Source organism: Mesorhizobium sp. BAC0120, assembly GCF_033542235.1.
Lineage (GTDB): Bacteria > Pseudomonadota > Alphaproteobacteria > Rhizobiales > Rhizobiaceae > JAWRCU01.
Window position 1 is genome coordinate 128,496 of record NZ_JAWRCU010000004.1, and the last position, 12,523, is coordinate 141,018.

The window sequence follows — 12,523 nt, forward strand, 5'->3', positions numbered from 1 at the left end:
CTACTGCCCCAGTCGTTCGAGCAGGATCGGCACGTGCACCTGGTCGGATTTGTAGTTGCCGGTCAGCATGTACATCATGATGTTGACGCCGGCCCGGTAGGCATAGATGCGCTGCATCGGGTCCGACGGCACGGTCGGCAACAGCGCATTGCCATTCTCGTCGACTGCCCAGGCGCCTGCAAAGTCATTCGCCGTGATCATGATCGGGCTCACGCCGTCTCCCGTGCGCACCGGGCGGTTTTCCGTATTGCTTGCCTCAGCCGAAGCCTCGACCCACAGCGGGCTGCCGTTGAAGCGGCCCGGGAACTCGGGAAGGATATAGAAGGCCTTGGTGAGCACGTGGTCAGAGGGCACCGGCTCCAGCGGCGGGACGTTGAGATGCGCGAGAATGTCGCGCAGCCGCTCGGTGGCTGGCGTCACCTGGCTTCCGTCGATCGCCGAGGCATACTGGTCCCGCGTGTCGAACAGCACCGTCCCGCCCTGCTTCATGTAAGCATCGACACGGGCGATCGCGTCTTCTGTCGGCATCGCCGCACTCGGGTCGATCGGCCAATAGATGAGCGGATAGAAGGATAGCTCGTCCGTGGCGATGTCGACGCCGGAGGGGTCCCCCGGCTCCAAAGCCGTCTTGTCGATCAGGAATTTCGTCAGACCCTCGAGCCCGGCGCGGCTGATCGAATCGACGGCGCCGTTGCCGGTCAGAACATAGGCGAGCCGGGTCTTGGAAATCGCATCGATTGCTTGCACATCGGTCGGCTTCGCGTCATTGCCGGCCGCTGCCGGGGCAGGGTTCTGCGCATGGGCATCAGGTATGAAGGCGCTCAAAGCCAAACCTGCCGTGAGGAACCCAACCACGCCGACGGCGGCCGCAGCGCGTTGAGCTCGCTTCGCGCGGCGTGTGAGCTGGCCGCCCATCCACAAGACAGCGAGCGCGTCGAGCGCCATAAGCAGCAGAGCCAAGCCCACCAACGGTCCCTTGAAGGGAACTGAATCATCGAAGGCGTAGGGTATGTTGGTGACAGGCGTCGTGATCTCAGGCCTGGCTATCGGCACAAACGAAGCGTCGGCCGGCAGAAGATTGTGGGCGAGCAGACCCTCCTCCGTGCCGTAGAGGCCGGGCGGGTTCTCGATCGTGATGGCGGTGGCGCCCGGCATCAGCGGCCTTGCTTCGGGGGGCGGCGGCACCAAGATTCCCCTGGCGTCGATCATGCGATGCGGGGCGAGCGCTGTCTGCTGGCCCTCGGCGTTAGGGGCAGCCGTGCCCTGGTTGCGCGAGAGCTGGACCAGGCGGCGCAGCATCTCGACGAAGCTGCCGGAGATCGGCAAATTCGACCACGTCGCCTCAGGGGTGATGTGAAATAGAACCACCGTGCCCTTGCCACGGCGCGCGCCGGTAACAAGCGGCGTCCCGTCTGCGAGATTGGCCCAGGTGCGCTCGGCGATATCGGGGGTCGGCTCGGCAAGCACCTGGCGGGACACCGTGACCTCCGATGGCGGCGTCAGGTCGCCGAACGGACCGGTCGCGGGGAAGTCGCTCACCGGCTGCGGCTCGGTCCATGAGAGCGCGCCGCCGAGCGCGCGTTCGCCGGTCCGCAAGCGTACCGGCAGCAGCTCCTCGTCATAGGCGGCAGCCGCGAGCCGCGAGCCGGCGAAACGCACCAGCGTGCCTCCGTTATGAACCCAGTCGACCAGCTTGGCGCGGGCGCTGTCGGGGATGGTGCCTATGTCAGCCAGTACGATCATCGCAGGCTTCTGCTCGATCAGCTGCGGAATCGAAATCGCGAGGTCGGCATTACCCGGCTCGGTGAGATCGGCAAAAGGCTGGAGCGCCCGACGGATATAGTAGAGCGGCGACAGCAGCGGCTGTGCCTGGTCGGAATCGGCTTGCGACAGCAACCCGACCCGACGGCGCTTCGAATTCTCGTCGAGCACGCGCACGGCGCCGGCATGGTTCTCACCGTCGATCGCAATCGAGGCAAAATCATTCCTGAGCTCGAACGGCACCGCCATGCGCCCGCTGCCCGTGTTCTGACCGGGTCCGAAGCTGATCGCCGCGTCGGCGATGCGACGGCCTTTGTCGTCGAAGGCCCCCGCAGTCACCTGACGCGGGGCGGGGTCTCCAGGCGCCCGGATTGCGGTGAGCACAAAAGCGTCGGCGTCGTTCTCGGATGCGGTGAGGCCAGCCATGCCGAGGCGGTCAGACGTGGCCCAGACGAGGTTGGCCGGGTTCTTCGACAGCAGCTCCTTGAATGCAGCCTCGTCACCCTTGGCGGCCAAACCATCCGACAGCACGGCGATGGTAGCGCCCGGCACGGCGCCGAGGGCCCCTGCCACGCGCGCAAAGACAGCCGGCCGGTCTACCGGCACCGGGCGCGGCCTGGCAGCGCGCAGATGGTCGAGCGCGGCCTGAGCGTCGAACGGGCCGACGTCGACGTTCGGCTTCTCCGCTGTGAAGGCGATCAGCACGGGCTCGTTCTTGGCGCGGGCATCCGCGATCAGGCGCTCGGCGGTGGCGACACGCTTGTCCCAATCCTTTGCACTCGCCCAGCCATTGTCGATGACCAGCGCGACTGCCGAGCCAGTTGCCGTGACGCCCTCGCGCGGATTGTAGATCGGCTCGGCAAGGGCGAAAATGATCAGTGCAGCCATGACCAGGCGCAGCAGGGTCAGCCACCAGGGGCTCCGGTGCGGCGTCTCCTCAGTCCTCAGCACGCGTGCCAGGATCTTCAACGGCGGGAAAATCTCTGCCTGAGGCCTTGGCGGAGTAAGGCGTAGCAGCCACCAGATCGCCGGCAGCGCGATCAGCCCAAACAGAACCGCTGGGAAACCGAAACTCAGCGGAAGCCAGCTCATCTACGCAGCTCCATGCCTGAAGGCACCTTCGCCGCTCAGCGCAAAATGCACCCTAACCAGCGCTTCTGAGGCGAGCCTGTCGGTATGGTTGACCGTGTAGCTCCAGCCCAGGCGCTTACACCATGATTCAAGCTCGGACCTGCGGGCGAGATAGGCATTGCGGTAGTCGGCGGAGAACGTCTCTGCGCGGCCCGCGGTCAATTTGTCGCCGGTCTCCGGGTCGGTGAACTCGGTGCGGCCGGCATAGGGGAACGTCTCTTCCACTGGGTCGGCGATCTCGATCAGATGTGCGCGGACTCCGTGGCGCGCCAGCACATCGAGCCATGACATGGTCTCCTCGAACGGATCGAGGAAATCGCTGGCAAGCACGATATCCGAGAAACGGCGGATCATCGACAGGTCGGGCTTGGTCGGCAGATCCCCGGCGTGATCGAGCCGCGCGGCAAGACGCTCGGAGCCGCTCCTTGCCGCGAACGGATCGGTGAGGCCCGGCCAGGCGATGCGCTCTCCGCCGCGCGATAGAAGCTCGGCGAGCGCGAGGATCAGCACCAAGGCACGAGATTCCTTCGAGACGGAAGCGCCACGCGACTTGAAAAGCATCGAAGGCGAGGGGTCGGCCCACAGCCAGACCGTATGCGCGGCCTCCCATTCGCGGTCGCGGACGTAGGTGTGGTCGTCGCGCGCCGAACGCCGCCAGTCGATACGGGAGATCGCCTCTCCCTCGACATAGGGCCGGAATTGCCAGAAATTCTCGCCGATGCCGTGCTTCCTGCGGCCATGCCAGCCGGCAATCACCGTATTGACGACGCGGCGGGCCTCGATCAGCAGATCGGGTACAAGTGCGGCGCGCATTCGCGCCCTTGCAAGTGCCTCCCTGGTGGCAACCGGTACAGTCGCCTCTCCGATGCGTGCCATCAACCCGCTTTCTTGACCAGCCTCGCAACGACGTCGCGCACGGTCATTCCCTCGGCGCGCGCCGCAAAGGTCAGCGCCATCCGATGCTGCAGCACCGGTTCGGCCAGCGCCTTGATGTCGTCTATGGACGGCGCAAGCCGGCCATCATAAAGCGCCCGGGCGCGTGCGCAAAGCGTCAGCGCCTGGCTGGCGCGTGGGCCGGGGCCCCAGGCTACATGCTTGTCGGTTTCTACGCCGCCCTGGCCGGGGCGCGCCGAGCGTACCAGCGCGAGGATGGCCTCGACCACCGTCTCGGGCACCGGCATGCGGCGAATCAGTATCTGTATCTCTTTCAGCCGCTCGGCCGTGAGCACGTTTTCGGCGCGTGCATCATCTATGCCTGTCGTCTCAAGGAGGATGCGCCGCTCGGCATCGAGCTCCGGATAGGGCACGTCGATCTGCATCAGGAAGCGATCGAGCTGGGCTTCCGGTAGCGGATAGGTGCCTTCCTGCTCCAGCGGGTTCTGGGTCGCAAGCACATGGAAGGGAGAAGGCAGGTCGTGACGCTCGCCGGCGACGGTGACGTGATACTCCTGCATGGATTGCAAGAGCGCCGACTGCGTGCGCGGGCTGGCGCGGTTGATCTCGTCGGCCATCAGAAGCTGCGCGAAGATCGGGCCGGGAATGAAGCGGAAGGATCTGCGACCGCTGTCGTCCTGCTCCAGTACCTCTGAACCGAGGATGTCGGACGGCATCAGGTCGGGCGTGAACTGAATACGCCGCCCGTCGAGACCGAGCACAACCCCGAGCGTTTCGACCAGCTTGGTCTTGGCAAGCCCGGGCACACCCACCAGTAACGAATGTCCGCCGGCCAGGATCGCAACAAGCGTACGCTCGATCACGCTCTCCTGGCCGAAGATGACGCGACCGACGCCTGTGCGGACTTTCGAGATGTCGGCCAGGGCTCGTTCGGCCTCGGCCACCATTTCACGTTCGCTCAACAGGGGTTCCTTGATGACTGCCACGCTCATGCCGCATCGTCCCTTCTGTTGGGAACGCCGGCCTTGGCGTTCCGTACCGCAATTCGCAGCTTGGCGGTGCTGCACCTGCGAAATTAAATAAGGCTTCTAGACTGACAAGCGTAACAACAGTGACTATTTCGTGACCATGACCGTGACCGGCAAGCTTCAAAACGCCAGCCTAACCCAGGCAACCGATGTCGCCGGGCTGTCTGCGCTAATTGGGCGCGCGACACGCGCCGGCAAGGGGTTGCCTCCGTTAGACCGCTGGAATCCGGAATTTTGTGGTGACATCGACATGGAGATCAGGGCCGACGGTACCTGGTTTTATCTCGGCACGCCAATCGGACGCATGCCGCTGGTCGAGCTCTTCTCGACAATACTCAGGAAGGATGCCGACGGCCGGACCTATCTCGTGACGCCTGTGGAAAAGGTTGGCATCCGCGTCGCCGATGCGCCTTTCATTGCCGTAGAAATGAACGTAAGTGGCGAGGGGCACAATCAGGTCCTCACGTTCCGCACCAATGTCGGCGACCTGGTGGAGGCGGGGCCAGGTCATCCGCTGCGCTTCGTCGACGAGGCCGAGACCGGCGGACTGAAACCCTATCTTCTGGTGCGGGGGCGGCTGGAGGCGCTGCTAGCGCGGCCAGTCATGTACGAGCTCGTCGAGCACGGTGAAGAGGTCGAGATCGACGGCAGGATCATGTTTGCGGTGCGCTCCAGGGGTGAGGTCTATCCGATCATGCCGGCCAGAGAACTGAGGCGGCTCAGCGCCTGATGGACAAGCTCGCTGCGAAGCTCTTTTCGGCCGAAGATTTCCGCATCCGCGCAGCGCGCGAGACCGGGCCACACCACGGTTCCGACTATGGCGACCACCGCCTCAACCCCGACCTTCGCGAAATGATCCTCCGCGACGGCTTGCGTGACGCGGCGGTGCTGATCCCGGTCGTCGACCGTGGCGAGCAGGCGACCGTGCTGCTCACGAAACGAACGGAGAAGCTGCGCAGCCATTCCGGGCAGGTCGCGTTTCCCGGCGGGCGCATCGAGCCGGTCGATGCCTCGGCCGAGGATGCCGCATTGCGCGAGACGTTCGAGGAGGTCGGGCTCCCGACAAGCGCCGTCGAGGTGATCGGCCGCATGCCGGACTACGTCGCCGGCTCGGGGTACCGCATCGTGCCGGTGCTTGGGATCGTGACGCCGCCTTTCGATCTTGTCCTCAACGAGCATGAGGTCGATGCGGCCTTCGAGGTGCCGCTCGGCTTCCTGATGAATGCCGCCAACCACAACCGTGAGAGCCGCATCTGGCAGGACAAGCAGCGCTTCTACTACACCATGCCTTATGGAGAGCGCTTCATCTGGGGCGTGACGGCGGGCATCATCCGCACGCTCTATGAAAGGCTTTACGCGTGAGCGCGTCCATTGCCGGCGCCAATTGGCTGAAGGGCCGTACCCTCCAGGCCCTGCTCAAGGCGCTATCCGAAGGCGACGAGGAGGCGCGCATCGCCGGCGGCGCAGTGCGCAACACGCTGCTTGGCAAATCCGTCAATGATGTCGACATCGCGACGACGACACTACCTGATGAGACGGCCCGCCGTGTCGAAGCGGCAGGCTTCCGCGCCGTGCCGACGGGCGCCGAGCATGGCACGATCACCGTGGTCGCCAACGGCAAACCGTACGAAGTCACGACATTGCGCGACGATATCGAGACCGACGGGCGGCGTGCAAAGGTGCGGTTCGGCCGCGACTGGAAGCGCGATGCCGAACGGCGCGATTTCACGATCAATGCGCTCTACGCGACGGCGGACGGGGAGGTCGTCGACCTCGTCGGCGGGCTTGCCGACATCGAGAGCCGCACGATCCGCTTCATCGGCGATGCGGAGTTGCGCATTCGTGAGGACTTCCTGCGTATACTGCGTTTTTTCCGTTTCTTCGCCTGGTATGGCGGGGGGCGGCCCGATGCCGAAGGGCTGAAGGCCTGCGCAAGGCTGAAGGATGGGCTCGACCGGCTGTCGGCGGAACGCATTTGGGCGGAGCTCAAGAAGCTGATGTCGGCAGCCGACCCGTCCCGCGCGCTTTTATGGATGCGCCAGGCGAGCGTTCTGACGCGGGTCTTGCCGGAAAGCGAGAGGTGGGGAATCGATTTCATTCATCCGCTGGTGCGTGCCGAGGGCGATCTTGGCTGGCCCCCGGACCCGATGCTCAGGCTGGAAGCGCTGTTGCCCCCCGATCCGGACCGTTTGAGAGCACTTGCCGAGCGGCTGCGGTTTTCGACAGAGGAGGCAAGAAGGCTCGAAGGCTGGGCGAGACAGCCCTCAATCGCCGCCACCACGACCGAAAGCGTGCTGGCGCGCATGCTCTACAAAGGTGATCCGGCGGCCGTCATCGACCACCTTCGCCTGGCTCTGGCCATTGCCCGCGCCAAGGCGGTCTCGGACGACAAGGCAATGCTCCAGGCTGGGGGTATTTCGCGCTTGCTTGCCTACACGGAAAACTGGAAAAGGCCGGAATTCCCAGTGAAAGGCGGTGACCTGAAGCAACTCGGCCTTCCGGCTGGACCGAGGCTCGGCGCCGTGTTGAAGTCACTCGAGGCCGAGTGGATCGCTTCCGGCTTCATGCTCGACCGGGAAGCGCTGATGTCGCGCGCCGCGGTGCTAATGACGGACTAGCGCAGCACGTCAACTCCGGCCGCGTCGCGGTCTCCGCTTCTTCAAAGCAACGGATCGGTTCGGAGCCGCTGCCCTTCGGGTCGATGCGCTAGGCTGCGTCGCGCACTTTCTCGATTCGTGAGCGGATTGCCTCGATCATGCTCTCCCGGATTATCGTCTCTCCATGAGCCTCGCGCATGTGCTCCACGGCGCGGCGCATCACTTCGGCCTCTTCCTCGGCGCGGGTATGCCAATCGCAGCCAGGCACCAGCGTGCCGCATTGAAATTCCTTCATGGCCGTCTCCTTCAATTGCTTTTTTGAATGCTATTCTTTTTCCCGGTAAGCACCATAACGGGAAATACGGCGACAGGTTGCCCGCCGGCCGGGAAATGGCCGCAAAACTGTCGTGTTCCCTCGCAAAGCCCACAAAGCCGGAAAGGCGGGCCAAGTGCCGCCCTTCCGCCGTCGCACCAAGTCAAGCTGCGCCGAGCAGCGTCAATGGACGATCTTGACCGACTCGGCCAGCCGGCCGCCGTGCCTCGCCTCCCAGGAAATGGACACCTTGTCCCCAGCCTTCAGGCCAGGATCCTTGAAATCTTTCCGCAGCGCGTATTTGTTACCGTTGTCCAACGTCAGCATCATGGCGTGCGAATCGAACTCCTTCACTGTGCCGGATGTGTTGTGCATCGCGGCGGCAAAGGCGAGGGAAGACGTAGCGAGCACCGCAGCGGCCGCCGTGGATACAAGAAGCTTACGCATGACGAGCACTCCTTGATGGCGTGCCCCGCCGCTTGGCGGATACCCGCCGTGGGGGATGAGGGCCGTCCGGTCACGTCGCGTCGCGGCTCTTGGGCAAACCGCCGGCGTTTCCCAGCCTAACACTCCTCTGAAATTAGACCAAAAGGACGTTTGCGCAGGGTCGCCCATCACATTCCGGGTCACGATTTCGGGATTGAGACGGCTCTATTGTTGCTGGCGGCCCCTGGCCGCAACCGCGCTGCCGGCAGAGAGCCATTCGCTGACCACCTGGACGTCCTCCTTGCCGAGCAGGTGGCCTGCCGCAATCGTCAAGGAATCCACGTTCGCGCCGCGGTCGCGGAGCAGTTCCTCGAGCGCCGGCGCGAATGGCGCATAAATCTTGTCCTTTTGGCCGGCAACGCAGAGGAACCGTGAGCGGCGCAAGTCGACTTCCGGTGCTGCATGCAGAACCGGCATGGCGCGCAGCAACACCGCGCGATGAATGAGGTTCGGATCGAGCAGCGCCATCGCCGCAATCAAATTGGCGCCATTGGAGTAGCCGATGAAAACGGCACGGTTGAGATCGAGCTTCTCGGCTGCCATCCTGTCCTTGAGAAAGTCAGCAAAGGCCTGCGCTTCCTTGCGAATGTCGTTCTGGTCGAATTCGGTCGCCGTTATACGCGCATACCAGCGCTTTATTCCCTTCTGGGTGACCCGGCCGGACACGCCAAACAGCGTTGCGTGAGGCGCCACGCTCGACGCCAGCTTGAACAGGCTCGTCTCGTCGCCCCCGGAGCCGTGAAGAAGGATCATCGTCTCGCCCGAAGGATTCTGCGGCCTGAGCAAGCGGTAGGCGAAGCGATGCACCCGGGTGATCGGTTCAGGGACGCTCAATTTCTTCAGCGCACCTTCCGGGAGGCCAAGAGCTTGTCCTTCGCCGAGGGCGGCCTTCGTCCCTCGCGGCTCAACGCAGTCTTTCGCAGTCTTTTCCACATTGCCCTGGTGACCGATGCTCGCGCAGGGCGAAACATCCCGGGCGTGCACGGGATCGATGTTGCTCGCAATAGCGATCGGCAATGCCGAGATGAGCAGCGCTATCAGGCGGTATTTGGCCATGGTCAGATCCAACCGTCGACAGAGTAAGCCAGGCTTCCAATCGCGAGAACATCGCTCGCGGAAATATGGCCGCCCGACAAACAGTCTGGATTCGCCGGCCCTGTTACGCTGTGCTGGCCCGCAGCGTTCGCGTCGCTAATAGCGGATGCAGCGGGCTTGTCACCAGCAAATTTGCCGCCGAAGGCAGAATGCCGCACCGTCATGAGAAGAGTATATCAGTGCCGCTCGCGAACGGCCTAGGGCCATTTCACTTCGGGAGGCATGCTGGAAAGGATCGAGGCGACGTTCCCGCCGGTTTTCAACCCAAAGATAGTGCCGCGGTCATAAAGCAGGTTGAATTCGACATAACGGCCACGGCGGATGAGCTGTTCCTCGCGGTCGGCTTCAGTCCAGTTCAGGGAAAAGTTCCTGCGCACGAGGTGGTCGTAGACGACCAGGAAAGAGCGGCCGACATCCTGCACGAATCGGAAATCGGCATCCCAGCCCCCGTGCTCCTCCCCCGAATGCAGCCAGTCGAAGAAGATTCCGCCGATGCCGCGGGGTTCGTTGCGGTGCGGCAGGAAGAAGTACTCGTCGCACCAAGCCTTGAACTTGCGGTAGTCGGCGACAGCCGCGTGCTTGTCGCAGGCAAATTGCATCGCCTTGTGGAAGAGGATCGTGTCAGGGTCCTCCTGCGTGCGGCGGCGGTCGAGCACCGGGGTCAGGTCGGCGCCGCCGCCGAACCATTGCCGGTTGGTCACCACCATGCGCGTGTTCATATGGACGGCGGGAACGTTCGAGTTCCAGGGATGCGCGATCAGGGAAATGCCGCTGGCCCAGAAGCGCGGGTCTTCCTCGGCGCCGGGAATCTGCTTGCGAAAGTCGGGGGAGAATTCGCCATGGACTGTCGAGGTGTGCACGCCGACTTTCTCGAAGACCCGGCCATGCAGCATCGACATCAAGCCGCCCCCGCCATTGCCCTCATCACGCTGCCAGGCGGTCTTTTCGAAGCGCCCGGGCGTCCAGGACGATTGCGGCCCGGTCACGCTATCCTCGAGCGCCTCGAAGGAAGCGCAAATCTTGTCGCGCAATTCCTCGAACCAGACCCGCGCGAGTCTCTTCTTGTCTTCGATGTCGGCCGGCAGCCCGGCCGGAATGTCGGGGCGCTCCATAGGCACTCCATTGCAATTGCCAGGCGCATTCGCGCCAAAGGACTCGTCTTTTGCCCCGGCGATCCCTAATCTTCTGAGGGATGGGGTCAAGTCTGCCCTTGGACGCAGTTTGGGAGTTCCTCGTGCGCACCCCGACGCGGCCGCCGCTCGACGGCCTGAAGAAGAGACTGGATCGTTCCCGCGCCGAGAAGACGCGGCTGCCCCGCGACGGCTTCGTTCGCGAGAGCTTCGTGCTGCCGCGCGGCGACGCACGGCTGAAGGCGCGCGAATGGTTCGACCGCTGGCCGAAGCAGGCCTATTGGACCGCGATCGAAAGCTGGTCGGAGCGTCCGGGCGATGTGATCGAGTTCACAATGCGAAGGCTCCCGGCGGCGGATTGATCCGCTTCTATCTTGCCGCGGCAATTCGACGGCTTTGCGGCGTCAGGTCACCAGCAGCGGCGTCTTGCTCGGCACATGGTCGTACAGGTGAATGACGTCCTGGTTGAACATGCGCACGCAGCCTGACGATGCGGCCTTGCCGATGGACTGCCAGTCCGGCGAGCCATGGATGCGGTAAAGCGTGTCCTCACCGTTCTGGAAAATGTAGAGAGCACGCGAGCCGAGTGGATTGTCGAGGCCGGGCGGCATGCCCTGCCGCCATTTCTCCAACCTGGGATCGCGCTTGATCATGGCGTCCGGCGGCGTCCATGTGGGCCATTTGCGCTTCCACTGGACCACCGCCCGGCCTTTCCAGGAATAACCCTGGCGACCGAGCCCGACGCCGTAGCGCATTGCCATGCCGTCCTTGAGCACCCAGTAGAGGTGTTTCTCGGTGGTGTCCACGACGATCGAGCCCGGCGCCTCGCCAGTCGGATCGACGACAAGCTGACGCAGGAAGCGTCGGTCGACTTTCTGGAAAGGGATGGCCGGCAGAGCATAGCCCTGGTCTTCCATGCCGGCATAGACGGCGGCGTGGTCGACTTCCGTCGGCTGTGGCTCCAAGGGTGGCGCAGGCCTCGGCGGTGGCGCGGCGTTGGCCTGAGTGGATGGAGCAGGCATGGTCGTGCAGGCCGAGACGGCAGATGCGCCGGCGAGGGCCGTTCCGATCAGGAACGACCGGCGCGAAAGCTGAATTGTCATTTTGTCGGGAAGTCTTTTGTCAGTTCTGCGAACGGGGTTGAGGGGCGAGGACCAGAGCGCTTAAAGCGGCGGCGAGCTTGGTTTCAACATCAATCGCGACTAGTCGGTGTCGCGTAGACACGGGCAGCGCTGTTCGAAGAAGGCTGTTGCATATCCGTCACTGAAATGATGCGCGGCCGACCCGCCGCGACGGTCATGACGCGCCCGTGAGCCTTCTGGCGCCGGTGCCCTTCTGGCGCCGGTGCCCTTCTGGACCGGATCAGGGCTTGGACGGGCCGCTCGAAGGTGGCGGGATGTTTCGGCTCTATCTTCTGGTCGGCTGCCGGCGGCGCTCAGCCAACCTGCCTGACCGCTTCACCGGCTGCCATTGCAGCAGCGAGGGCGACATTGAGGCTGCGGCCGCCGCCCGGCATCGGGATCGTGAGGCGCGCATCGGCCGCGTCGTGGACATGCTCGGGGACGCCCGCCGATTCGCGGCCGAACAGCAGAATGTCATTCGAGGCGAATTCGAAGCGGGTGTAGGGCCGCTCGGCTCTGGTCGAAAAGAGAAGAAGCCGTCGTCCTTCCCTCCGCCGCCAGTTTTCGAAGCCAGTGAAGTCGAGGTGGCGGGTGAGGGCCGCCATTTCGAGATAGTCCATTCCGGCGCGTCTCAGCGCGCGGTCGGAAAGGTCGAAGCCGGCCGGTTCGATGACGTCCACCGCGAGCCCGAGGCAAGCGGCAAGCCGCAGGATCGTACCGGTGTTTCCGGCGATATCCGGCTGGTAAAGGGCTATCCGCAGACCGATGCTCAATTCGAAGAGTTCCTAAAGCGGGATAATTGGAGCGGAGTCATTCCTGCCGCCCCAGTTGTGTGTTTTGAAGCATGATCTTTTCCGAAAAGTCTGCAACTTTTCGGGATCATGCTAGCTGATTGTTTTTGAAGCATGATCTTCTGCGAAAACTCTACAATCTTTCGGAATGCTCTAAACTGAACCGTGACATGCCG

At 63.7% G+C, this 12,523-nt stretch carries 13 protein-coding genes; 4 read left to right on the forward strand and 9 right to left on the reverse strand.

Features of this window, described 5'->3' with window-relative positions; translation table 11 throughout:
• Genes SAZ10_RS10980 through SAZ10_RS10990 form a run of 3 tightly spaced genes read right to left on the reverse strand, consistent with a single transcriptional unit; the run spans nt 1 to nt 4,778 of the window.
• A complete protein-coding gene (locus SAZ10_RS10980) occupies nt 1-2,853 on the reverse strand; it encodes a DUF4159 domain-containing protein (RefSeq protein WP_318609252.1) in 2,853 nt (950 codons plus the stop codon).
• Complete coding sequence (locus SAZ10_RS10985) at nt 2,854-3,768, reverse strand: DUF58 domain-containing protein (RefSeq protein WP_318609253.1); 915 nt, start codon at nt 3,766-3,768, stop codon at nt 2,854-2,856.
• Nucleotides 3,768-4,778, reverse strand: coding sequence for a MoxR family ATPase (locus tag SAZ10_RS10990; protein WP_318609254.1), 1,011 nt, complete (start codon nt 4,776-4,778; stop codon nt 3,768-3,770). The genes SAZ10_RS10985 and SAZ10_RS10990 overlap by 1 nt, the downstream gene beginning before the upstream one ends.
• 136 nt (nt 4,779-4,914) lie before the next feature.
• Between SAZ10_RS10990 and SAZ10_RS10995 the strand changes: the two genes are divergently transcribed.
• From SAZ10_RS10995 to SAZ10_RS11005, 3 genes are read left to right on the forward strand one after another with little or no spacing between them, the layout of a single operon-like run.
• Nucleotides 4,915-5,544 (forward strand): DUF1285 domain-containing protein, encoded by a 630-nt coding sequence (locus SAZ10_RS10995; protein WP_318609634.1) that lies wholly within the window; start codon nt 4,915-4,917, stop codon nt 5,542-5,544.
• On the forward strand, nt 5,544-6,176 hold the full coding sequence (locus SAZ10_RS11000) for a CoA pyrophosphatase (protein ID WP_318609255.1): 633 nt from the start codon (nt 5,544-5,546) through the stop codon (nt 6,174-6,176). Before SAZ10_RS10995 ends, SAZ10_RS11000 begins: the two co-directional genes overlap by 1 nt.
• Nucleotides 6,173-7,432 (forward strand): CCA tRNA nucleotidyltransferase, encoded by a 1,260-nt coding sequence (locus SAZ10_RS11005; RefSeq protein ID WP_318609256.1) that lies wholly within the window; start codon nt 6,173-6,175, stop codon nt 7,430-7,432. Before SAZ10_RS11000 ends, SAZ10_RS11005 begins: the two co-directional genes overlap by 4 nt.
• Before the next feature lie 88 nt (nt 7,433-7,520).
• Here the strand turns inward: SAZ10_RS11005 and SAZ10_RS11010 are convergent, their stop codons facing one another.
• From SAZ10_RS11010 to hemF, 4 genes are all read right to left on the reverse strand, one after another.
• Nucleotides 7,521-7,706, reverse strand: a complete 186-nt coding sequence (locus SAZ10_RS11010) for a DUF1059 domain-containing protein (protein ID WP_318609257.1) — start codon at nt 7,704-7,706, stop codon at nt 7,521-7,523.
• 201 nt (nt 7,707-7,907) lie between these two features.
• Nucleotides 7,908-8,171 (reverse strand): DUF1344 domain-containing protein, encoded by a 264-nt coding sequence (locus SAZ10_RS11015; protein ID WP_318609258.1) that lies wholly within the window; start codon nt 8,169-8,171, stop codon nt 7,908-7,910.
• A 204-nt stretch (nt 8,172-8,375) separates the two neighbouring features.
• Entirely contained in the window at nt 8,376-9,266 is an 891-nt protein-coding gene (locus SAZ10_RS11020) for an alpha/beta hydrolase (RefSeq protein WP_318609259.1), read from the reverse strand.
• Between the two features lie 236 nt (nt 9,267-9,502).
• Nucleotides 9,503-10,417: an oxygen-dependent coproporphyrinogen oxidase gene (hemF, locus tag SAZ10_RS11025; protein WP_318609260.1), complete on the reverse strand. Its 915-nt coding sequence runs from the start codon at nt 10,415-10,417 to the stop codon at nt 9,503-9,505.
• Between the two features lie 122 nt (nt 10,418-10,539).
• Here hemF and SAZ10_RS11030 point away from each other — a divergent pair, with 122 nt between their 5' ends.
• Nucleotides 10,540-10,797 (forward strand): hypothetical protein, encoded by a 258-nt coding sequence (locus SAZ10_RS11030; protein WP_318609261.1) that lies wholly within the window; start codon nt 10,540-10,542, stop codon nt 10,795-10,797.
• 42 nt (nt 10,798-10,839) lie between these two features.
• Here the strand turns inward: SAZ10_RS11030 and SAZ10_RS11035 are convergent, their stop codons facing one another.
• Entirely contained in the window at nt 10,840-11,538 is a 699-nt protein-coding gene (locus tag SAZ10_RS11035; RefSeq protein WP_318609262.1) for a L,D-transpeptidase, read from the reverse strand.
• Nucleotides 11,539-11,870: 332 nt separating this feature from the next.
• On the reverse strand, nt 11,871-12,329 hold the full coding sequence (locus SAZ10_RS11040; RefSeq protein WP_318609263.1) for a tRNA (cytidine(34)-2'-O)-methyltransferase: 459 nt from the start codon (nt 12,327-12,329) through the stop codon (nt 11,871-11,873).
• Nucleotides 12,330-12,523: the final 194 nt, after the last annotated feature.

Bases quoted from the DNA above. Each gene is read 5' to 3' on its own strand.
- SAZ10_RS10980 (WP_318609252.1), bottom strand. From the start codon at position 2,853: ATGAGCTGGCTTCCGCTGAGTTTCGGTTTCCCAGCGGTTCTGTTTGGG.
- SAZ10_RS11020 (WP_318609259.1), bottom strand. From the start codon at position 9,266: ATGGCCAAATACCGCCTGATAGCGCTGCTCATCTCGGCATTGCCGATC.
- SAZ10_RS10985 (WP_318609253.1), bottom strand. From the start codon at position 3,768: ATGGCACGCATCGGAGAGGCGACTGTACCGGTTGCCACCAGGGAGGCA.
- SAZ10_RS11015 (WP_318609258.1), bottom strand. From the start codon at position 8,171: ATGCGTAAGCTTCTTGTATCCACGGCGGCCGCTGCGGTGCTCGCTACG.
- hemF (WP_318609260.1), bottom strand. From the start codon at position 10,417: ATGGAGCGCCCCGACATTCCGGCCGGGCTGCCGGCCGACATCGAAGAC.
- SAZ10_RS11010 (WP_318609257.1), bottom strand. From the start codon at position 7,706: ATGAAGGAATTTCAATGCGGCACGCTGGTGCCTGGCTGCGATTGGCAT.
- SAZ10_RS11000 (WP_318609255.1), top strand. From the start codon at position 5,544: ATGGACAAGCTCGCTGCGAAGCTCTTTTCGGCCGAAGATTTCCGCATC.
- SAZ10_RS11035 (WP_318609262.1), bottom strand. From the start codon at position 11,538: ATGACAATTCAGCTTTCGCGCCGGTCGTTCCTGATCGGAACGGCCCTC.
- SAZ10_RS10990 (WP_318609254.1), bottom strand. From the start codon at position 4,778: ATGAGCGTGGCAGTCATCAAGGAACCCCTGTTGAGCGAACGTGAAATG.
- SAZ10_RS10995 (WP_318609634.1), top strand. From the start codon at position 4,915: ATGACCGTGACCGGCAAGCTTCAAAACGCCAGCCTAACCCAGGCAACC.